Origin of the sequence: Streptococcus mitis (assembly GCF_003942995.1) — a bacterium.
In the GTDB taxonomy this organism is placed as follows: Bacteria; Bacillota; Bacilli; order Lactobacillales; family Streptococcaceae; genus Streptococcus; species Streptococcus mitis_CV.
Window position 1 is genome coordinate 1 of the sequence record NZ_RJOH01000025.1, and the last position, 21,257, is coordinate 21,257.

Here is a 21,257-nt window from a genome sequence, read left to right on the forward strand (position 1 = left end):
TATATCCTGTCCAGCATGCTAAAGCAAGTAAAACTAAATTAAAGATGATAAAGAAAGTCGTAAAACTAAATAATCCATTTTGAGCTAAATCTGCCGTGTAAGGTTAAGTCTCTGTAAAGAGAAGATAAATTCAATAGCCCTCAACGAAAATAAGAAAACTGACAAAACCAATAAGGAAAAGTCCACTTGCAATAAGAAAGAGTCTCCATAAAAGAATGAGAATTCCTCCTACTGCTAAAAAAATTACTGGTATAAGGAGTAAATCATTCATGACTTTCTCCTTCCTAGTCAATCAATTGACGATAATGTGTGGCAAGAGAGGAATCAAATTCCTCTAGCTTTTGAACTAAGTCCAAATACTCCTCTTTCTCATGTTCTTCAAAGTCAACACCTCGATGATTCTGAAGAGCGATTTCCAGTTGACTAGTGAGTTCTCGTTTAGAAAGACTGTAATCCCCCGTCAATTCCTCATAATGTTCCTTTAGCTCCTTGTAAGCTTGGTATTCTTCAGGTGTTTGAAATCCCTGTACTAAGGCCTCTTCTAATTGATGATTTGACCTTCTTTCTATAAAAACTAGGTCAAGCATACCGGATAAATCTTGGAGCTTTTATCACAAGAAAAAGACTCCGAAGAGTCTTCGCATTACTTATGCAATTCTTTATTACTCAATGTATGAAAAATCCCCCATAGAAGAATATTTACAATGATAAACAGCAATATTTCCACTAAATTAAAGTCTATCAAATTCCGTGACCGCATTGCCACCATAGCTTGGGAGTAGGGATAGATTAAAGATAATTTATCTGATACAAAAATCATCATAAATCCTACGAAAGTACCAATAGCACCAATTCCCACAGATTTACTGAAAACACGAGTTTTAGCTGTCACAAAAAACTGTACTGCCATCATACTAATTGTTCCAAAAATCCCCAATAAATCCCACTTGAGGTAGGTGAATAAATTAGAAATTTCTAAATGAGCTAGGTGAGCACTGACATAAAAAATACCAAACAAGAACAACTGTAAAACAGCAATAAACAAGATAATTACTATTTCTTTTGCCAACAATAATTTCCCAAGACTGACATTATTAGCTCTGAGAAATTCAATATTTTTTCTATCAAACTCTTTTCCTAACATCATGGCTACATAAAGGCTGACCAAAATCGGAAAGAAAAGCTGGCTATAATAGAAGGTCAATTGTCCCCATAAAACAGGCACTTTTTCACTTTCTTCAACCATAGAATAAGCTGCACCAAAGTAAATCCCAAGACCAATCAGGCTACAAAAAGCTAATAAGCAAATACCAATCATCAACATGGAAAATTTTTTAGTTTTCCGCCATTCTACTGATAGATAAGACATCATAGCTTACCTCCTTTCTTTTCAACCAGATAGAGAGATAAGAAGAGATAGATTAGGGCTATTGGCAAATATGTAAATAGTTTAAATCCTAGGTTTGTCGCAAAAACATAACTCACTTGACTGGCGACTTGCTGGTAATCCACCAGAGACAGATATCCTATACCACCAAAAGGGGAAATCAGCTGTAGAAAAGCTGGTGCATGACCAAATCCAACTCCAAGAAATCCTCCGAAAATCCCTAATGCCAGTATCAATGCCTGCTTCTTCAGTAAAAACTGCAAAGTCAAAAACAGACAGGTTAAGACAAAAGAGGCTAGCAAGAAAATGACGATTTGCCAGAGGATTAGGCTAACAGGCATTTCTAGACCTGATAAGATTGCAATCAACTGGGCTACTACTCCCTCCAAAAAAGCGAGAAAGGTCAAAATGAACATGGTCAGTCCAAGCTTACTCAGAAAGATATGCCGTACATTTTCACCATTTGCCAAAAGCAGTTTGAAAGTGTTGCCCTCCTTCTCGTTCTTGACAATCCGCGATACAAAGAGAGCAATCACAATAGGGAGAATCAAGCCATTTACTTCTTTTATCATATAGAAAATTAGGCTAATCTGGTGCATGTCTGGATTACTTAGGTAGCGTGTAGCGGCTGCAATTGCCCAAGCAAATCCGACTCCCATAACTAGTATGCTAATGAGGAAGGATTTGGTTCGTTTTGCCTTGAGCAATTCAATAGACAAATTATTCAACATAAGACTCACTCCTTGGTTAAGTTGAGGAAGATAGATTCCAAGGTTTCTTGTTCTTGCTTCACTTCATAAATTGGAACTTTCTCGACTATTAAATCTCGTAACAAACTAGAAATCTGCTGATCGGCAAGGTTAGTCAGCTTGAGTTTATCCTCTTGTATCTCCAACATCTTGCACGGATAACCAAATAACACTTGGCTAATGGCTTCACGTCGACCTCTAAAATCCCCACGCACTTCCAGCCATTTATTGGACTGAATTTTACGAATTTCTCCCTCGTAAACCAGTTGACCATGATTGATAATCCCCACACGGTCAGCTATATGCTCTACTTCAGAAAGGATATGGGTAGAGATGAAGACAGTAATGCCCTGTTCCTTTGCCAACTTGATAATCAGTTCCCGAATTTCATGAATCCCTGCTGGGTCTAGCCCATTTGTTGGCTCATCCAGTATCAACAAACGCGGTTTCTTGACTAAGGCAAAGGCTAAAGCCAAGCGCTGTTTCATACCCAAAGAATAATCTTTAACCAATTTTTTCTTGTTTTTAGGTTGATCTAACCCCACAATTTTCAAGGTTTCCTGAATATTTTTCTGATCAAATCCAAGGATTTTTTGGAAGACCAAGAGATTTTCATAGCCTGTCAAATTAGGATAATAAGACGGTTCTTCAATCATAGAGCCAATTTGATTAAGATACTGCTTGTCCGTACCTATAGATTGACCGAACACTTCAATCTCCCCAGCTGTACGAGAAATCAAAGACAAAATCATCTTCATTGTGGTTGTTTTACCAGCTCCATTTGGACCTAGAAAACCATAAATCTCCCCTTGTTGAACTGATAAGGAACTAAGGTTAACTACCTGAGTGTCCTTAAATGCCTTTTGTAAGTTTTTTATCTGTAAAACATTACTAATCATTATGAACTTCCTCCTTTAAACCAAATAATTTTCTATAATTTTGATTTCTATAAATCAAATTATCATGAGTATCTTTGATAACATCTCTACTACTCTTATCAACAAAAATGATAGAATCAACATAATTCACAATATCTAATTGGTGACTCACTATTACCATTGTTTTGTCTGAATAAAATGAATTATTCCACTACCAGCACCAAGAACGTTATCAAGTTCTTCAAGAGTTCATTCTTGAAGAGAATTCATTACTTCAATCTCATCGAGATTCATTTGTTGTTTAGCCATTTGGAAATACCTCACTGATTAAAATTTATTTGAAAAGTATCTCTATCTAGGTTATGTCTTTATTATAGACATGCTAGATTAAATTTAAACTAAGCTAACCTTAATTTTACATTAAGATTAAAGTATCTTGCTTTTTTCATTCTTTTAAATGGTATAATATAGATAAGCGAGGTAAGATTATGAATTTCGAACAACAACTCCTGAATAAGCACATCCTTATCATTGATGACGATAAAATTTTAAACTCTTCCATAAGAGATATTCTCATTGCCTACGGATTTTCCAATCTAACATCAGCCTATGATATAGAATCTAGTTTGAACATGATTGAAACAGAACAGTTCGACCTTTTCCTTTTGGACATTATGCTCCCCGATGGTGATGGCTACACATTAGCAAAACATATCCGACAAAAAGGCGATACTCCTATCCTCTTTCTGACTGCCAAAAATAATCCTGAAGATGAGGTAGCTGGTTTCAATGCTGGTGGTGATGATTATGTCGTAAAACCCTTCATTCCAAAAAATCTTATCTATCGTATTATGGCTCTGCTCAGGAGAAGCTATAAATCAGAACAGGAAGCAATACAGATTGGACAGACTTTGGTAAGTTTTCGGAATGCAACAGTACAAAAGAATGGAGCAGAAATTTCTATTACACCAATTGAAATTAAGATTTTGAAAAAACTTTACGATAATAAAAATTACATCGTTTCAACTGAATCTCTCTGTGATACGATTTGGGGAGTGGATAGCTTTGGTTATGAAAACTCTTTGACTGTACATATTCGGAAAATTCGAGAAAAAATAGAAGAAAATCCTTCAAAACCTCAATATTTAAAGACAGCTAAAGGGCTGGGATATAAATTGTTATCATGATTATGAACCAAACCAAAATTTTAAGGTATTCACTAAAGAAATTTATCTTTTTTTCCATCATTATCTTTATTACCAATATTATTCTAATTGCCAGTTTTGTTTTCTACATTAGGGAAAAGCAAACTGCTACTGAGACTGTAAAAATAATTTCTGAACACATTACCATCACAAAAAATAACGTCCACATACCTAAAAAAGATATCTCTAGTCTAAAAGAACAAGAGTTATGGCTAATGGTATTGGATAAGCAGACTGGAAAACAAGTGTACGAACAGTATAAACCTACAGAAATTCCTTCGCAATTTGACTATGGGGACATTTTACAGTTTTCTCGCTATTATCTTTCAGATTATCCTGTTTTTAGTCAGATAAAAGGTGGCTACATCATTGTTGTTGGTTTTCCAAAAGATAAAATTGCTCGTTATAGTTATAATTACTTAGATATAGATAGTATTCGCCTAATTCCACTAGTAGCATTTGGAGTATTGCTTTTCAACTGCCTTTATTTCGCTTTTCTTTACTACTATGGTGTGACGCATATCAATCGTAAAATTGCGCCTCTTGTAACTGCTATTCAGAATCTCCCAGATGGTTTGAAAAATCCAATAAATTCTATATCAGAACTAGAATATCTTACAACTGCAATTAATCAAACCGATACTCTACTCAAAGAGAATGAAGTCTTTAAAGAGCAATGGATTTCAGGAATTGCACACGATATCAAAACACCTCTTTCTGTCATCATTTCTAACGCGTCCTTGTTAAATGATTCTGAACTAGATACACAGTCTAAAAAGCATATTCGCCCAATATTGACAGAATCCTATTACATCCAAAATATTTTAAATGACTTAAATATAGTAGCCCGCCTTTCATCCGGTCATCTTCAATTAAATCAGACTGAAACAAAAATTATCCCCTTCTTCAAAGACATTCTCATCCATATTTTAAATCAAGAAATCTGGAATGAATTTGAATTTGAATTTGATTACGATTGTTCACTTGTTAATCAATCTATCATGATTGAGCAGTTTTTAATCACGAGAGTTATCCATAATATCATCTACAACTCTGTTTTACATAACGAAAAGGGGTGCACAATAAGAATCTACTTATTCAAAAAAGATACAAATGTAATTGTCGAAATCAAAGATAATGGACAGGGAGCTTCACCAGAAAAAATTACTGAACTTAATGAATTATCTTTTAAAAACATTGATATTTCTAAAATTAGAACGACTGGAATTGGGCTAAAAATTTCAAAACAAATTGTTGATTTGCATCAGGGCTCTATTTCGTTTGCTAGTGTCCAAAATGAATTCTTTGAAAGTATCATTTCACTTCCGATTTTCAACATTACTAATTAGATAAAAAATGGAGAAGAACCATTAGAGTTTTCTCCATTTTATTCATCTTATCTTCCACTTATACCCTGCCCAACCTGCCAAGACAAGCAAAGCAAGGTTAAAGATGATAAAGAAAGTCGTAAAACCAAATAATCCATTCTGTGCTAAATCTTCCGTGTAAAGTTCAGTCTCTGTAAAGAGAAGATAGAATCCATATACCTCAGTAAAGAGAGTAGCACAGGCTAGTCCAATTAAAAACAATCCACTAGCCAGAACTATGAGAATCTAGAGAATCAAGGCAATCATGCCCACGACTATGAGAATAAGAGGAAGAATCAGAAAATCTGTCATAAGGCTCCTCCTAGTCTACCATGCGACGATAAAAGTCTGCGTCCTAGCAGATGTCTCAAAAACCATCTTACTGACAATCCAGACGCTTATTCGACTGAAATAGCTTCTGAATTTGACTGTCATCCAACTACTATCCACTATGCTCTCAAAGCTATGGGATACACTCGAAAAAAAGAACCACACCTACTATGAACAAGATCCAGAAAAAGTAGCTTTATTTCTTAAAAATTTTAATAGTTTAAATCACCTAGTACCTGTTTATATTGATGAAACAGGATTCGATACTTATTTTTATCGAGAATATAGTCACTCATTAAAAGGTCAGATAATAAGAGGTAAAGTATCTGGAAGAAGATATCAGAGGATTTCTTTGGTTTCAGGGCTAACAAATAGTGAGTTAATCGCTCCAATGACTTACGAAGAAACAATGACGAGCGACTTTTTTGAAGCTTGGTTTCAGAAGTTTCTCTTACCAATATTAAATATACCATCAGTTATTATTATGGATAATGCAAGATTCCATAGAATGGGTAAGCTAGAACTCTTGTGTGAAGAGTTTGGGCATAAACTTTTACCTCTTCCTCCCTACTCACCTGAGTACAATCCTGATTGAGAAAACATGGACTCATATCAAAAAGCACCTCAAAAAAGTATTACCAAGTTGCAATACTTTTTTTGAGGCTCTTTTGTCTTGTTCTTGTTTCAATTTACTATACAACACAGATGAACTATATGCCCGTCGTACCTAGAAAATCCTAGTTTGGCTGGGCCAAACTAGGATTGTTTTGTCTTGAAATGATAGTAAGCACCCAACATTCCTGCTGTATTTTGGTGATGGGCAAATTCTAACCGTGTTTTTTCTGCTAAGCTTGGCACCAAGGCATCTTTTAAGGCTGTGCGAATTTTTGGTTTGAGGATAGCCTCTTGCCCCATAATACCGCCACCTAGAATAACCACTTCTGGATTGGCCACATAACAAATATTTGCCAGACCTTTTCCTAGATAGTCTACCATGCGGTCAATACCAGCCATACAAATCTTGTTGCCTTCGGTAGCTTCCTTAAAGATGCGTCGGCCATTCCACTGGTCAACTGAATCTCCATGAGCTACTGCTACATACTCCACCAAGGCTGTCGTAGAAGCAAGATCTTGGAAAGAACCATCCTGCATATGCATATAACCGACTTCGCAGGCTGAATTGCTAAAACCATGGAAGACTTTCCCATCCATAATCAAGCAACCACCGATACCGGTTCCAATAGTCAAGCAAAGTGTCACACTCGCTCCCTTGCCTGAACCAGATACCGCTTCAGCAAGACCTGCACAGTTGACATCATTTTCAATTTCACAAGGAATATTAAAGCTAGTCTCGATTTCCTTCTTGAACTGGGTTCCTGCATAATTTGGAATCTGAGGCCCGGCATAGAAAATCTCACCCTTATCTGGATTCACCATTCCTGCAGAAGAAATAGCAACACCTGCTACTGGGCCTTGTTCTAAATAGCTGGCTACGATATCTTTGGTTTTTTGTAAGATATGAGGTCCACCCTTATGCGCCTCTGTTGGCATTTCATGCGATTCAACAAGTTGGCCTTCTTGGTCGATCAAACCATATTTGATGTTGGTTCCTCCGATATCAATTGCAACGTAGTGTGTCATAAATACCTCCTTATGGATTAGAGGAAGCGCTCCTTGGTTTCACGAATCAAGGCTGCAGCTGCTTCTACAACTGGACGATCGTCTTCAGTCACTGGTGTCAATGGTGAACGAACAGAACCAATGTTCAGTCCTTCATTGATCTTCAAGACTTCCTTAATCACACCGTACATATTTCCATGTGCAGCAGTCAATTTACCAATGATTGCATTGATTGCATATTGCAATTCACGGGCTGTTTCCAAGTCTTTGTCAGCAATCAACTGATTGAGTTTCAAGAATAGTTCTGGCATAGCACCATAAGTACCACCGATACCAGCTTTAGCTCCCATGAGACGTCCACCTAAGAACTGCTCATCTGGACCGTTGAAGACGATATGGTCTTCCCCACCAAGGCTCACAAAGGTTTGGATATCTTGAACTGGCATAGAGGAGTTCTTAACACCGATAACACGTGGATTTTTCAACATTTCTGTGTAAAGGCTTGGAGTCAAAGCAACCCCTGCCAATTGAGGAATGTTATAAATCACATAGTCTGTATTTGGAGCTGCAGAACTGATATCGTTCCAATATTTAGCAACTGAGTATTCTGGCAAGCGGAAGTAAATTGGTGGAATCGTTGCAATGGCATCTACACCCAAGCTTTCTGCGTGGCGAGCAAGTTCCATACTATCTTTGGTATTGTTGCAAGCAACGTGGGCAATAATAGTCAATTTACCTTTGGCTACCGCCATGACTTCTTCCAAAATTAACTTGCGATCTTCAACGCTTTGGTAGATACATTCACCAGAAGAACCATTGACATAAAGACCTTGAACACCTTTATCAATGAAGTATTGAACCAAGGCACGCGTACGCTCTGGACTTACTTCTCCTTGATCATCATAACATGCGTAGAAGGCTGGAATGACACCTTCGTATTTTTTTAAATCTGACATAGATTTTCTCCTAAGATTTCTTTTTTTCTGCTAAAAGCAGGATTTATTCTTTACGTTTTTAGTATACACCTTATGAAAAACGCTTTCAATATCTTGTGTACACTTAGATTTTAGTTTCGATATGAATTTTGAAATGTTTATGGCTTGAAAGTAGTTTCATAGACAAGCCATCCTATTGGTATTTTGCGAAAATTTTCTCCATCAATCCAGTCTGGAGAAAGACCAAGAGCCCAAACCCAAAAAGCAGGAAGGCTGAACCACCTAAAAGTAAAGTGAAGGCGGACAGATAAAGAACCATCACAATAAGAAAGAGAATAGCTAACATGAGGAAGAACCAAGGAAAGTTAAAACTTGCCAAGATAAGTCCTTTTTGTAAGACTTCTTTCCAAGTCAAATCATAGCGTGCAGCTATGGGATAGCTAGCCAACATCACGATAGTGAGGAAGATAAGAACGCCTAGACAGATAGCTTTCACCATTTGGAAAGGCATAGCTGTCTGACCCCAGAAGAGATAGAGGTCTAGAAGGCTTAATGAGACAATGCCCAACTCAAGCAGACCTAACTGAAGACCTAGTTTCAGATTTTGCTTGAAAGCTCTTAAATAGATTCTAAAGACAGGCACACGTCTACTCTTCTTAATCTCAAACATAGTCTCGTAGAGACTAATTTTAGCCACTCCAATCGTCACGATGGGCAAACAAGAGACGACAAAAAGAAGATTGGCTGTCACGATATCCAAGACCTTCTCACTAAAACGCATGAGAAAGTTATCTGTATCAAATGCTGCCTTGATAAGGCTTACTCCTTTTTGTGCCATATTTGCTCCTCCTGATTTTTTAATCAATCAAAATTTTAAAGAGATATTTGCGAACCTTCTCTTCCATACCTGCATAGCCATTCGGCTGGTGCGGTTCTCCTGGGAAGAAAATCGCAAAATTGTGATAACCCAACAAGAGTGGGTAGTGTTCATGACAATGAACAAAGCCAATGTCACTTGCTTCGTCGAATGCTACTGCCTCGTCTTTGATACGTGAACCGTAGCTCGAATATTCATGTCCTTCTAGCAGCAAATGCAAATCTGCATAGTTTTTATGATGCTCAAATTGATCATTTTCAGCTTGATTGAGGACATTTTCCTGCACAACTAGAAAGACCTTGTCCCCGTCAATCTCATACTTACCTAATTCAAATGAATCTTTACGATGCTGGTAGAGATAGTCGATAGCCTTGTCTAGATTGGGATGAATTCCTTTGTAAAAGGTGATGTTTTTCAAATCGTCAAAAATCATACTCTTTCCTTCGTTTCTGATAGTTAACTAAAATTATTCTTAAGTTGATAAGTGTCTAACAAAATCTCTAAGGTAAGCAAATACCCTACATTTTGTAGACACTTATAACTCTGTATTCTCTTATACTCAATGAAAATTGAAGAACAAACTAGGAAGCTAACCGCAGGCAATACTTAAGTATGGCAAGGTGACGCTGACGTAGTTTGAATTCAATTTTCGCAGAGTATTAACCTTTGACCGCTCCCATAGTAATACCCTGAGTGAAAGATTTTTGGAAGACTAGGAAGACTGTTACGATTGGAACTGCTGCAAGAGCGGCACCTGCCATGATCAAACCATAGTTGGTTGCCATTTCAGCTTGCATAGTTGCAACCCCAAGTGAGATGGTCAAGTTTTGACGTGAAGTCAACATAACCAACTGCATGAAGTAGTCGTTCCATGTATTGATGAAGGTAAAGATTGCAAGGGCTGCAAATCCTGGTTTCACAATCGGGAAGGCTACGCTCCAGAAAGTACGAATCTCACCACAACCGTCGATTTTAGCTGATTCAAGCAACTCTGTAGGGATGTTTTCGCTGAATTGTTTCATAAGGAAGACCCCGAATGGCCATCCAATCAAAGGCAAGATAACTGCCCAAAGAGTGTCATGGATTCCCATGAAGTTGACGATACGTACCAATGGCACAAGGACAACTTGTTTTGGAAGCGCCATGGCAGCGATAAAGATGGCAAATAGAATACGTTGACCATAGAAACGTTTTTTAGCCAAAACATAACCTGCTAGAGAAGAGGTTGCACAAACTAAGAACATGGTTACCAATGAGATAAACACAGAGTTCCACATCCACTGCATAGCAGGGTTTTGCACCATAAGTTGTTGGAAGTTCTCCATAGTTGGCATTTTAGGGAACCATTGTGGTGGAATAACGATTGTATCCGGTTGTGATTTGAAGGCACCTGTCAAAATCCAGTAGAATGGAAAGATGAACAGCACGGTCAACAAGAGCAAGATAATAGTTGAAATAACAGTGAAAGCTGTTAAAGGTTTCTTTTGTGTAGATTGCATAGCTGTCTCCTTTCTTTAATATTCTACGTCGTTTCCAAGTACTTTAAATTGAACAAAGCTTACGATAGCGATCATCACTGCCAAGAAGACACCGATTGTGTTGGCATAGCCGTACTCTGTCAACTGGAAGGCTTTTTCGTAAAGGTAGTACATAAGTGTACTTGTTGAGTAGTTTGGACCACCTGAAGTCAAAAGCTGAATCAAGGCGAAACACTGGAATGAGTTGATTGTTGTAATGATTGCGATGTAAAGTGTTGTTGGAAGGAGGCTAGGCCATTTAATCTTCCAGAAAACTTGCAATTCAGTCGCACCGTCAACCCGAGCTGCTTCTACCAATGAATTGTCAATATTTCCCATGGCTGCGATATAAAGGATAATCGGCTGACCAACAGATGTAGTCAAAAGAATAATCATAATCGCCATCAACGCCCAGTTTTTATCTCCCAACCAAGAAATGTTTTGGCTGATGATGTGGCTTGACTTAAGGACAAAGTTTAGAATCCCTGATAGTGGGTCATAAATCCATTTCCAAACAACTGTTACGGCAACACTACCTGTTACAACAGGAAGGAAGAAGACGAAACGATAGAAGGATCTGGCAATGGCATTTTGATGATAGGTCTGAGATGCTACAAAGAGTGAGAATAGAACAACAACTGGTACAGATCCAATAACCAGAATAACGGTATTGATCAAAGACTTCATAAAGACAGGGTCTTTAAACATGCGAACATAGTTGTCCAAGCCTACAAACTCAAATTTAGTCATTGAGTAGTTAAAGAAACTTGTAATGAATCCCATAATCATAGGAGCCAATACAAAGATGACAAAGAAGAATAATACTGGTGCTAGGAAAGCGTAGGAAATCACTGTTTCCCGCATACGAATTTTATTGACTTTCACAGTCGGCACCTCTCTTTCACAAATAAAATATTTTGGATTTTCTTGAACTGTTTTAAAATCAAAATGAAATTTTTTAAGATTCGCTTATGTAAGAACTTCATTTTAATTTTGTGACAGTCCCTTACATTTCAAACAAAATCCTCCCTTTTCTTACATAGACTATGCACAGGGAAAAGGGAGGAGTCAATCTGATTTAGTGCTTATTGTTTTGTAGCTTTTTTAATTGTTTCGTTAGCTTTTTCAGTGAAGGCTTTCAAAGCATCCGCTGGTTTTTCGTCACCATTTGATACAGATTGCAACATTGGGAACCAAAGTGTTCTCATTTCAGCAAAACCATTGATAGTGTTGTAGTATGGTGAGTAGTATTTAGTCCAACCACTGATTGTTTCCATACGTTTGTCTTCATAAAGTTTGCCAAATGAAGTACGAACTGGGAAGGCACCTGTACGAACAACGTCTTTTGGACCCCATTCTTTGTCATCCGCGATAAATTGAACGAATTTCTTAGATGCTGCAACTTTCTTGTCGTCTTTGTTGTTGAATACTGCAAATCCGTTTACAAGGTATTCAAGAGCTGGTTTACCTGAATCTGATGGGAATGGTACTTCTACCACTTCTACTTTACTTGCTTCTAAGAGTTTAGCTTGGATACCGTTTTGAGCTGGTGCCCAAAGGATTGTGTAAGATGTTTGACCGTTGGCAAAGTTTTGGATATCTGCTCCACCGTCAAATTGTGAACCATTGTTCAACAAACCGTCTTTGATCCAGCCAGCTGCTTTTTCAAGACCTTTGACGAATTTAGGATCATCAGTTGTATATTTTGTTACATCTTTATCTGTTACAGAACCGCCGTAAAGGTTTGAGATGAAGGCACGTGTTCCTTGGTCTCCCCCTTGACCAGAACTGAACAATGAACCTGGTGTGTAGCCTTTGTCTTTAAGCGCTTTCAAAACTTTTTCAAAATCATCAGTTGTCCAACCTTCTTTTACAAGGTTTGCAACTCCAGCCTCTTCCAACATTTTCTTGTTCATAGCCATGTAGAATGGAGCTGAACTGATTGGATACATGTAAGCTTTGTCCCCAGCTTTACTTGCTTGTACGATATTTTCGTTGTTAACATCTTTGACGAATTCATCTGTGAAGAGGTCGTTCAACTCAGCCAATTTACCGTTTTTACCGTATTGGATGATACGTCCTGGTGCGTCAAAAAGTACGTCTGGTGCAGTTCCAGCTTCGATAGCTGTTGTGATTTTTTCAGGTCCTGACTTGAAGTCGATGGTTTCCAATTTCACTTTTACATCTGGATTTGCTTTTTCAAAAGCTTCGATGATTGATTTTTCATATGTTCCAACACCGTCACCAGTTTTTTCTTGTGTGAAGACTGGGAATGCCCACCAAGTGATTTCTGTTTTTCCACTGTCGCTACCAGATTTTCCAGCATCTTTGCTACCACCAGAATTACCACATGCAGCAAGGCCAAGAACCGCAGCACCCGCAAGTACTGTACAAGCTAGTTTTCTAAATTTCATTTGTATTCTCCTAATTGATAAGCGTATCCATATTGGATAATGAGTAAGATTGCATTTGTATACGTTTTCATTTCATTCGACGCATCCACCACTCTCCTCTGTTTTAAAATTGTGTTATTTAAGACCAGCAACGAAGCGTTCTGTAATCTCTTTTGGTCTAGTAATAGCGCCACCTACAACGATGCCTCGCACTCCATATCCAAGGATTTGTTTGGCTTGTTCTGGTGTATGAATTTTCCCTTCTGCAATGACATCTACACCGGCATCACAGAGTTTTTTAATTAATTCAAAATCGGGACCATCCACTTTTGGACTGTAAGATGTGTATCCTGATAAGGTTGTTCCGACAAAGTCAATTCCTGCTTCAACAGCTGCCAATCCTTCTTCGAAAGTACTTGTATCAGCCATCAAGAGCTGGTTAGGATATTTCTCCTTAACCTGACGAATGAACTCTTGGATCTCCAAACCATCATAGCGTTCACGCTTGGTACAATCCAGAGCAATCACTTCTATGTCCAGTTCTGCTAATTCATCAACTTCTTTCATAGTAGCAGTGATGAAGGGTTCTTGCGGTGGATAATCTCGTTTAATTATCCCAATGATTGGAAGGTTGGTAACCTCCTTGATTTCCTTGATATCGCGAACACTGTTTGCTCGGATACCAACTGCTCCACCTTGCTCAGCCGCTTTGACCAGCAAGGGAATGACTCCTCCCGCTTCTGTATAAAGCGGTTCGTGAGGAAGAGCCTGACAAGAAACGATGATTCCATCTTTGATTTGTGCAATCAAGGCTTCTTTAGTAATCTGTGGCATCCTCTTTCCTCCTTTTCTTTGTTTTTATAGGTTTATTATATATTATTTTTAAAGCGCTTTCAATACTTTGTAGTAGAATAGATTTCAGTTTCAAAAGTTATTTAATTCAAACAGGCCTGCTGAAAGTACTTTCAGCAGGCCTGTTTGAATTTTTTTAGGAGAATACCAATGTTTATTGTACAACTTCAGACAGTTTTACTTTACGATCTTCAAACATAGATTTTGTACAAGCATCTGCAGTAGCAATTGCTTCTAGAGCCGCTTCACCTGTCAACAATTTTGCAAATTCTTCTGATACTGGAGCTCCTTGCATAATCTCATGCAGATAGCGCATTTCTTTGTCAATGACAGATGATAACCATAATGGAGTACGTTTACCTGGTTTACCATAAGCAATTGCTCCGTCCATCTCTGTACTATGATAGATACGAGTCCGATCATCATCTTCTTCTTGCGATTCATGAATCAAGAAATAACTTTCTTGTCCATCTAGCTTAAGAGTTCCTTTACAGTTGAATAAGTCTAAGCGGATAGCACCTTTCGTTCCTTGAATCAAAACATAATGTTCACCCCAACGATAAGCTGACCCCCATTCTAACAAGGCAAAACGCTTATTAGAAAATTCCATATTAACAAAAATCATATCATCTTCATCACCGAAATTTTCACCTTCATGGGCTACATTTCCACCTGTCATGGTTACAGTTTCAGGCATTCCCCCCATAAGGAATTGCACGCAATCCAATTCATGAATATGGTGATACAAGTGACCACCTGATTTTTCACGAATTTTTTTCCATGATACTGACGGTTGTTGTTCTTCCCAACCATTACGAGCTGTGTGACAATATAGAACGTCTCCTATAACTCCTTGATTAATTAGTTCTTTTGCATGATGGACACCATTGAAGAAGTTCATAATATGTCCTGCCATAAAGGTTACATTGTTTTCTTTACATGCATCTACCATCTCGCGACAATCTTGATAAGAAAGCGCAATTGGTTTTTCACAGAAAACATTTTTACCATGTTGTGCGGCCTTAATAACTGGTTCTTTATGAAGATTATTTGGAGTTGCGACAATAACACAATCTACTTCATCGCTAGAAACCAACTCATCTAAGGAGCTTGCTACTTTTGCTCCTAATTCTTCTGCAATTGCTTCTGCATTATCTGGATCATAGAGAAGAGTAATCTCTGCTCCATCATTCTTTTGCATATAACGAGCTAACTCAGCCCCAAAATATCCTGTTCCAACAACACCATATTTAACCATGTTTTTCTCCTTTATTTTGTTAAATCATTAATTTCCAAATCTATATACTGAACTACATTGCTTAAATGCAATTCATTTCTCGACCATGAATCATATTTTTCAAACAATACACCTATGTGATGATTTGGCAATTCTGTAATCGCAGAATAGGCATAACCATACGAAGGCAAATCAATATCATAGTGGTACTTCCAATCGATACTATCATCTTCTTTATTGACTAAACCGACAACTAATTGACCTCCCTTGCGGCCATTTCTAGAATTTGGTGTACTCAAAATGACTGCTTCTTTCCCATCAATTAATTGAGAGTATTTAATTGCAGATACTTGTGTACCATATGAAGTTTGTTGAATTCCATCGATATACGAAACTTCCGACCATGTTTCTCCAGAATCTCTACTAGTCATATAGGCAATCTTACCTGTAGTAGTTCTAAAGAATGTTCTAATCACACCATCTCTCATTTCAACCATTTGCGCTTCTGCTGTCGCATTCTTAAACGGAATTGAAGCTGAGGATTTCTTCCATGTTTGACCACTGTCATCAGAAATGAGATAAGTTAGTTCGCCACTAGTATATGTTGCAAAAATTAATCTGTTACTTGATTTTAATGCTAAACCTTGTCCGGGACATAAGTAAGTTCCATTATGTTTTTCTCCTAAAAACGGAGGCAATAACTTAAATTGTTCCCAACTCTCTCCTCTATTCTGACTAGTTGTCATTGCTATATAATTAGTAGGAGTCACTTTAAATAAAGAGTCTTTGTAGAAAACATTCATAGGAACCTGTTTTCCATTGTGTGTTTCTCTTAAAGAACCACTATCAAAATCAACCGAATATTGTTCGACTGTTAAAGACTTACCTCCCTCCAAAACTTCATACTTATCATTTACAGTATAATTTGTAGGTTTATTAGTCCTTTCATCGTAAACGACACCATTCTCTCTAACTGTGTAACGGAAATCATTATCTCCATCCTTCTTTAGTTTTAAATAATAATGACCGTTTATTTCTTTAAAACCTGAATCAGCTTTATTTGCATTATTATTTCCAATACCAGCAGGCATAACATCAGCTAATAATATCGTTTTCCCAGATTTTTTATCTTCAACAATGGATGAATCTATAAATGAAGCACTTCCACTAATTTGGCTATTCTTTAATTTATTATCTCGTGGCCAGTAAACCAACTGCTCCTCATAGTCATTAAACTTCATAGCAAAAGTTGGCTCACTCCACGTTTTCCCATTATCATCACTATAAGAAGTGGCGATATTAATCTTACTTTTAGAATCATGAGTTCCACCATAACGTGCATCAATACTTGATAGAGCTCTTCCACTGCTTAATGTATACAATGTCGGTATTCTAAAATAGTTAGCTTGAGTAGAATCTCCTGATTGGAAAATTAACTGAAATGGATTTGACAAGGGAATAGTTGAAACTTCCTGATCACTAATTGCTTTATTAAATAGACTGATTTCATCAATACTTCCTTTTGCGAGGTAATGATCCTTGCCTTCACGATTAACAGCTCCTAGTGTTGCCTTATCTATACCATTTATATTTGAAATTGGTAAAAATGTATCAACTGTTTCAGAGAACACTTCTATACCATTAACATACATTGTGTATGTCTTATCTTTAGAATCTGATACAAATACGAGTGTATTTTCAACTGCCTGTCCTTTATGCTTTCCCCATAGTGAAGCTGGTCTAGAAAATAAATAATTTATTCCTTTTTGGGCATCTCTTATTTCTACACCTATCTCACCAGAATCTCTCATAAAAATTGAAAAGTAATTATTTTTAAAACCTGCTTTACTATTAGATAGACCAAACAAAGCTTGAAGCGAGTTTGGTTTATCTGCTTTAAATTTCATTACTACCGTCTGACTCTCTCCAGATAATTTATCTAATAACAAAGGGCTGATATCTATACTCTTATTGTTCAGTTGATATGAACCTCCTTGAAAAATAGGAGATATGGACAGTTGACCATAGTTTAATTCATTCGCATGAATCAAAGTGGGGACTCCCATTAAAAGACTAATTCCTACAACAGAAATTCCTAGTTTTGAATAAAGACCTCTCTTATTCATTTTTTCCTTCTTTCGTCTACTTCACAGATCCTTCTGACAATCCACTTGCAATCTTATTTTGGATAATTGAGAAGAAAATGATTGATGGAAGAACTACAATAACAGATGCTGCCATCATATCTCCCCAGTCTAGTATTTCTGAACCATTAAGTGAACGAAGGGCTACTGCTACTGTCATCTTTCCTGTATTGTTAATCAAAATCAAAGCATACAGGAATTCATTCCAAGCATTGATAAATGTATAAATAGCTGTTGCTACAATACCTGGTGCTACAATCGGTAGTACAACTTTATAAAAAGTAACAAATTTATTTGCACCATCAATTCTAGCTGCTTCTTCAATTCCAATTGGAACTGTTTGGAAAAATCCAACTAAGAGCCAAACTGCATATGGAACACTAAAAGATAGATAAACCATCATCAAGCCAAATAAACTATTTGTTAATCCAACTTTAGCAATGGCAATTGAATAGGGAATTGCTAACAAAATTGGTGGGAAAATGTAGGTAATGACGAGTAGTCTCGACATGATTGCTCCCAATTTAGGGAAAAATCGAACAATACCATAGGCTGCCATAGCCGAAATAATAATCGCAATAACGGTTGTAGCTAAGGCAATAATCAAACTGTTTCGAATATTATCAATAAAGTGCAAGTCGTTGATAACATGAGTGAAATAATCTAATGTAAATTGTTCAGGCCAAAATCGTGTTGGATACTGAGTTAATTCCCCTTTACCTTTGACAGAAGATATGATAATCCATACCAATGGGAAAATTGCAACGATGGTCGCACCAATCAAGAGTACATGTGAGAGAATATCTAAATAAATACCGGATTTCTTCTTCATTATTTTCTACCCTCCTTTTCCCACTTACTGATGATAGCAAAGTAGATAAAGCAAATTGCCACCAAGAATATAAAGAGCAATACTGTAACTGCTGAAGCACGACCCAACAATTTAGTTCCCCAACCTAGGTTGTAGGCAAAAATTGGAAGTGTCGTTGTAGCATTGGCTGGTCCACCACCAGTAATTAGGTAGATAATGTCAAAGTTATTAAAGATCCATACAGTTCTCAAAACAACTAGAAGCCCTACAACCACTTTAATATGTGGAAAGACGATAAATTTGAACACTTGCCAACTTGAAGCACCATCTATCTTAGCAGCCTCAAATTGTTCTTCTGGTACTGTTTGCAAAGCTGAAAGCACATTAACCATAATCATCGGCGCTCCAAACCAAATGTTGATAAACACCAAACATAGGAATGCCCATGTACTATCTGTCAAAAATGCAGGCGTATGTTCCATTAAACCTAATTTTACGATGAGATTAGGTAAGTAACCATAAACCCCGTTTAGAATCCACTGCCAAGAAAAGGCAATAACGATGGTAGGAAATGCCCAAGGAACAATCAATAAGGTCCTATATAATTTCTTGAAGTGGCGTACTCTGTGAAGAGCTAAAGCCAATACAAACCCTACTAAAACTTGACCAACTAATGAGAAAACGGTCCACTTAATTGAATTAAAGAACGCATTAAAGAAGTTGGGATCTGATAGCACAGCTTTATAGTTAGCTAAACCAACAAATTTATAATTAGGCATAATCAAATGCTTATTGGTAAAGCTATAAAAAATACTCGAGAAAAACGGATAAACAAAGAGTAATCCTACGATAATCATAGCTGGCAAAACAAATATCCAGCGAGTTAAATTACGTTCTTTAACCATTCTCCTTCTCCCTTCTTTTACAAGATTGGGCTAGGGCTTTTCAGCTCACTAGCCCACCTATTTTCTAGTCTTTTACATCTACTGAGCAGCCTCAAATAAATCGTTTAATTGTTTTTCTGCTTCTTTTGCTGCTTTCATAGGATCTGTTCCATTTGAAATGATATCTTGGAACATTTGTTCAATAATGTGTTGGTTAGTCAACATACCAGCTTGTACACTTGGTCCATTTTCATAACCAATAGCAGTACCTTTTTTAACAGCTTCAGTAATCACTTCTTCAGCATGTTTAAATTTCTTACGAGTTTCATTTTCTTTATAGGCTGCAGAATCGCTAATTCCCTTAATAGTTGGCAACATACCTACTGGAGTTGAATCAAGGAATTTAATGTAGTCTTCTTCATTATAAAGTGATTCTAAGAATGCTTTAGCAACTTCTGGGTGTTTTGAATTTTTCCAAACAACCATTGGAATGTTTGAGGTTTCAATTCCTTGGTCCTTATCAGATTCTTTGATTTTTGGAATAGGATAAGCATCAATCGAATCAATCAATTGAGGACTGTTGGCATTAATCCCTCCAATATGGAAGCCAGAGTTAAAGTCAAATGCTGTTTTTCCTTGGTAGAACAAGGTAGCTTGTTGAAGGACATTAAAGTTCAAAGAATCTTGAGGTGAGATTTCTTTATACATTTTAACCCAGTATTTAATACCATCTTGAGCAAGTTGGCTTGTCAAATCTGCTTTAAGATCTTTTGTCAAGAGACTTCCACCACCACTACGAACATAGAAGTTCAAGAAACGTGTTGCCATTAAGTCATTTGTTCCGAACGGAACAGACAAGCCATAAACTCCAGCTTCTTTCAATTTTTTAGAAGCTTCATAGAGTTGATCCCAAGTTTTAGGAACCTCAATATTATGTTCTTTTAACAAATCTGTTCTAACCCACATGACTTGTGCATGTGAATAAAGAGGAACAGAGTAGTAATCATTTCCAATTTTTGCTTCATTTAGGGCAGTTTCGTTAAATTTATCCTGTCCAATACGCTTGATAGAATCGTTTAGCGGAACCAAAGCATCTGAGTTTACCATTTCCATTACTTGGTTAGGAAGGGCTGTACTGATATCTGGCACATTTCCATTTGCTAAACCTGTAGTCCATTTAGTATAGAAGTCATTCCAAGAAAATGTTTCAATCTTGATTTTCGTTTTTGGATGTTTTTGCATGAAAGCATCTGCTGATTTTTGAATACTTTCTAAACGTGGTCCTTGAGTAAAGGAGTGCCACATCGTAATCTCACCAGATAATTCTGTCGGTGGTTCAGTGTCAGCTGTATTTTCTTTCTTTCCTGAGCAAGCCACCAAGGCAACGGCTGCTAAAGCAACTCCAGCTAGACATAAAAACTTTCTCATTTTTTTCATTGTTCTTCCCTTTCTACATTAAGAAATCGCAACTTTAAAGACAACTTTTTTCACAGGTTCATCATTTATACGAACCTTCGGTTGATGTAAATCTTCTGGAAAAGTGATGAGGCATTCGCCAGCTCTCAAATGAACTAACTGTTCCACTTTCCCTGTGTATAATTCAATATCTTTTTCTTCATCATATTTTTGGGTAACGCTTACATTTTCCGGCGACGTAACAGCCATGGCTTCTTCGTTTTCCAAAACTAAATGAATATCCAAATATTTTTGATGTGTTTCAAAGAAAGCCCCTGCTTGACCATCTGCTAGATAAGTAAAGCAATTCCCAAACAATCGATCACCATCGATATCAATCGGACCTTCTGTTAAATTTTCTAGTCCTGTTTTTTCTAGAAAATCTATTAATGTTGCAAAATGTGGATTTACTCCCACATAAGTTCCTAAACGACTAATTTTTGTAATAATCATACCGTATCCTCCTTTCTACAAATTTTTATTTATATATAGCAGCACCACACTCCCTATTTTAAAAATATATAATTTACGATATGTTAATTCTCAATTCTATTAAGAATTTGTCTCCGTTTCTTACCTATGATAAACTCCAAGAAAATTATTTATTACATATCTT

At 37.0% G+C, this 21,257-nt stretch carries 21 protein-coding genes and 2 pseudogenes; 3 read left to right on the forward strand and 20 right to left on the reverse strand.

Going from position 1 to position 21,257, the window contains the following annotated elements; genetic code table 11:
• The 5 genes and pseudogenes from D8836_RS10080 to D8836_RS10100 all read right to left on the reverse strand — a co-directional run.
• Nucleotides 1-271: pseudogene (locus D8836_RS10080) on the reverse strand (DUF5966 family protein); the annotation flags it as partial.
• Nucleotides 272-284: 13 nt separating this feature from the next.
• Nucleotides 285-587, reverse strand: a complete 303-nt coding sequence (locus tag D8836_RS10085) for a DUF5962 family protein (RefSeq protein WP_125393910.1) — start codon at nucleotides 585-587, stop codon at nucleotides 285-287.
• A gap of 56 nt (nucleotides 588-643) precedes the next feature.
• Nucleotides 644-1,372 carry an ABC transporter permease gene (locus tag D8836_RS10090; protein WP_125393911.1) on the reverse strand — a complete coding sequence of 243 codons (729 nt, stop codon included), beginning with the start codon at nucleotides 1,370-1,372 and terminating at the stop codon, nucleotides 644-646.
• Nucleotides 1,369-2,118 (reverse strand): ABC transporter permease, encoded by a 750-nt coding sequence (locus tag D8836_RS10095; protein ID WP_049500917.1) that lies wholly within the window; start codon nucleotides 2,116-2,118, stop codon nucleotides 1,369-1,371. The genes D8836_RS10090 and D8836_RS10095 overlap by 4 nt, the downstream gene beginning before the upstream one ends.
• Nucleotides 2,119-2,123: 5 nt before the next feature.
• The gene (locus tag D8836_RS10100) at nucleotides 2,124-3,035 is read right to left on the reverse strand and encodes an ABC transporter ATP-binding protein (protein WP_080976359.1); all 912 of its coding nucleotides are present in this window, start codon (nucleotides 3,033-3,035) and stop codon (nucleotides 2,124-2,126) included.
• Nucleotides 3,036-3,502: 467 nt separating this feature from the next.
• Between D8836_RS10100 and D8836_RS10115 the strand changes: the two genes are divergently transcribed.
• Nucleotides 3,503-4,201 (forward strand): response regulator transcription factor, encoded by a 699-nt coding sequence (locus tag D8836_RS10115; protein ID WP_049500915.1) that lies wholly within the window; start codon nucleotides 3,503-3,505, stop codon nucleotides 4,199-4,201.
• Nucleotides 4,198-5,568 carry a sensor histidine kinase gene (locus D8836_RS10120; RefSeq protein ID WP_049500913.1) on the forward strand — a complete coding sequence of 457 codons (1,371 nt, stop codon included), beginning with the start codon at nucleotides 4,198-4,200 and terminating at the stop codon, nucleotides 5,566-5,568. Before D8836_RS10115 ends, D8836_RS10120 begins: the two co-directional genes overlap by 4 nt.
• A 42-nt stretch (nucleotides 5,569-5,610) precedes the next feature.
• Here the strand turns inward: D8836_RS10120 and D8836_RS10125 are convergent, their stop codons facing one another.
• Nucleotides 5,611-5,808 (reverse strand): DUF5966 family protein, encoded by a 198-nt coding sequence (locus tag D8836_RS10125; RefSeq protein ID WP_239667053.1) that lies wholly within the window; start codon nucleotides 5,806-5,808, stop codon nucleotides 5,611-5,613.
• Nucleotides 5,809-5,952: 144 nt separating this feature from the next.
• Here D8836_RS10125 and D8836_RS10130 point away from each other — a divergent pair.
• Nucleotides 5,953-6,647, forward strand: a pseudogene (locus D8836_RS10130) (IS630 family transposase); the annotation flags it as partial.
• A gap of 25 nt (nucleotides 6,648-6,672) precedes the next feature.
• Here the strand turns inward: D8836_RS10130 and D8836_RS10135 are convergent.
• The 14 genes from D8836_RS10135 to D8836_RS10205 all read right to left on the reverse strand — a co-directional run bounded on the left by D8836_RS10135 (nucleotide 6,673) and on the right by D8836_RS10205 (nucleotide 21,094).
• Nucleotides 6,673-7,557 (reverse strand): ROK family protein, encoded by an 885-nt coding sequence (locus tag D8836_RS10135; protein WP_125393913.1) that lies wholly within the window; start codon nucleotides 7,555-7,557, stop codon nucleotides 6,673-6,675.
• Between the two features lie 17 nt (nucleotides 7,558-7,574).
• The gene (locus D8836_RS10140; protein ID WP_001281493.1) at nucleotides 7,575-8,492 is read right to left on the reverse strand and encodes a dihydrodipicolinate synthase family protein; all 918 of its coding nucleotides are present in this window, start codon (nucleotides 8,490-8,492) and stop codon (nucleotides 7,575-7,577) included.
• Between the two features lie 172 nt (nucleotides 8,493-8,664).
• Entirely contained in the window at nucleotides 8,665-9,309 is a 645-nt protein-coding gene (locus D8836_RS10145) for a YesL family protein (RefSeq protein WP_060628657.1), read from the reverse strand.
• Between the two features lie 19 nt (nucleotides 9,310-9,328).
• The gene (locus tag D8836_RS10150; protein ID WP_125393914.1) at nucleotides 9,329-9,781 is read right to left on the reverse strand and encodes a NanQ anomerase/TabA/YiaL family protein; all 453 of its coding nucleotides are present in this window, start codon (nucleotides 9,779-9,781) and stop codon (nucleotides 9,329-9,331) included.
• Nucleotides 9,782-10,007: 226 nt separating this feature from the next.
• Nucleotides 10,008-10,847: a carbohydrate ABC transporter permease gene (locus tag D8836_RS10160; RefSeq protein ID WP_033676563.1), complete on the reverse strand. Its 840-nt coding sequence runs from the start codon at nucleotides 10,845-10,847 to the stop codon at nucleotides 10,008-10,010.
• 15 nt (nucleotides 10,848-10,862) lie between these two features.
• The gene (locus D8836_RS10165; protein ID WP_153198773.1) at nucleotides 10,863-11,729 is read right to left on the reverse strand and encodes a carbohydrate ABC transporter permease; all 867 of its coding nucleotides are present in this window, start codon (nucleotides 11,727-11,729) and stop codon (nucleotides 10,863-10,865) included.
• A 221-nt stretch (nucleotides 11,730-11,950) separates the two neighbouring features.
• Nucleotides 11,951-13,279 carry an ABC transporter substrate-binding protein gene (locus tag D8836_RS10170; RefSeq protein ID WP_125393915.1) on the reverse strand — a complete coding sequence of 443 codons (1,329 nt, stop codon included), beginning with the start codon at nucleotides 13,277-13,279 and terminating at the stop codon, nucleotides 11,951-11,953.
• 114 nt (nucleotides 13,280-13,393) lie between these two features.
• Complete coding sequence (locus D8836_RS10175; RefSeq protein WP_001135679.1) at nucleotides 13,394-14,092, reverse strand: N-acetylmannosamine-6-phosphate 2-epimerase; 699 nt, start codon at nucleotides 14,090-14,092, stop codon at nucleotides 13,394-13,396.
• Nucleotides 14,093-14,264: 172 nt separating this feature from the next.
• Nucleotides 14,265-15,368 carry a Gfo/Idh/MocA family protein gene (locus tag D8836_RS10180; RefSeq protein WP_084954457.1) on the reverse strand — a complete coding sequence of 368 codons (1,104 nt, stop codon included), beginning with the start codon at nucleotides 15,366-15,368 and terminating at the stop codon, nucleotides 14,265-14,267.
• A gap of 11 nt (nucleotides 15,369-15,379) precedes the next feature.
• Entirely contained in the window at nucleotides 15,380-17,473 is a 2,094-nt protein-coding gene (gene nanB, locus D8836_RS10185) for a neuraminidase NanB (protein ID WP_125393916.1), read from the reverse strand.
• A 16-nt stretch (nucleotides 17,474-17,489) separates the two neighbouring features.
• On the reverse strand, nucleotides 17,490-18,323 hold the full coding sequence (locus D8836_RS10190; RefSeq protein WP_000730332.1) for a carbohydrate ABC transporter permease: 834 nt from the start codon (nucleotides 18,321-18,323) through the stop codon (nucleotides 17,490-17,492).
• A complete protein-coding gene (locus tag D8836_RS10195) occupies nucleotides 18,323-19,207 on the reverse strand; it encodes a carbohydrate ABC transporter permease (protein ID WP_000237988.1) in 885 nt (294 codons plus the stop codon). The genes D8836_RS10190 and D8836_RS10195 overlap by 1 nt, the downstream gene beginning before the upstream one ends.
• Nucleotides 19,208-19,285: 78 nt before the next feature.
• Nucleotides 19,286-20,623 carry an ABC transporter substrate-binding protein gene (locus D8836_RS10200; RefSeq protein WP_084888750.1) on the reverse strand — a complete coding sequence of 446 codons (1,338 nt, stop codon included), beginning with the start codon at nucleotides 20,621-20,623 and terminating at the stop codon, nucleotides 19,286-19,288.
• A gap of 18 nt (nucleotides 20,624-20,641) precedes the next feature.
• The gene (locus tag D8836_RS10205) at nucleotides 20,642-21,094 is read right to left on the reverse strand and encodes a YhcH/YjgK/YiaL family protein (protein ID WP_084888752.1); all 453 of its coding nucleotides are present in this window, start codon (nucleotides 21,092-21,094) and stop codon (nucleotides 20,642-20,644) included.
• Nucleotides 21,095-21,257: the final 163 nt, after the last annotated feature.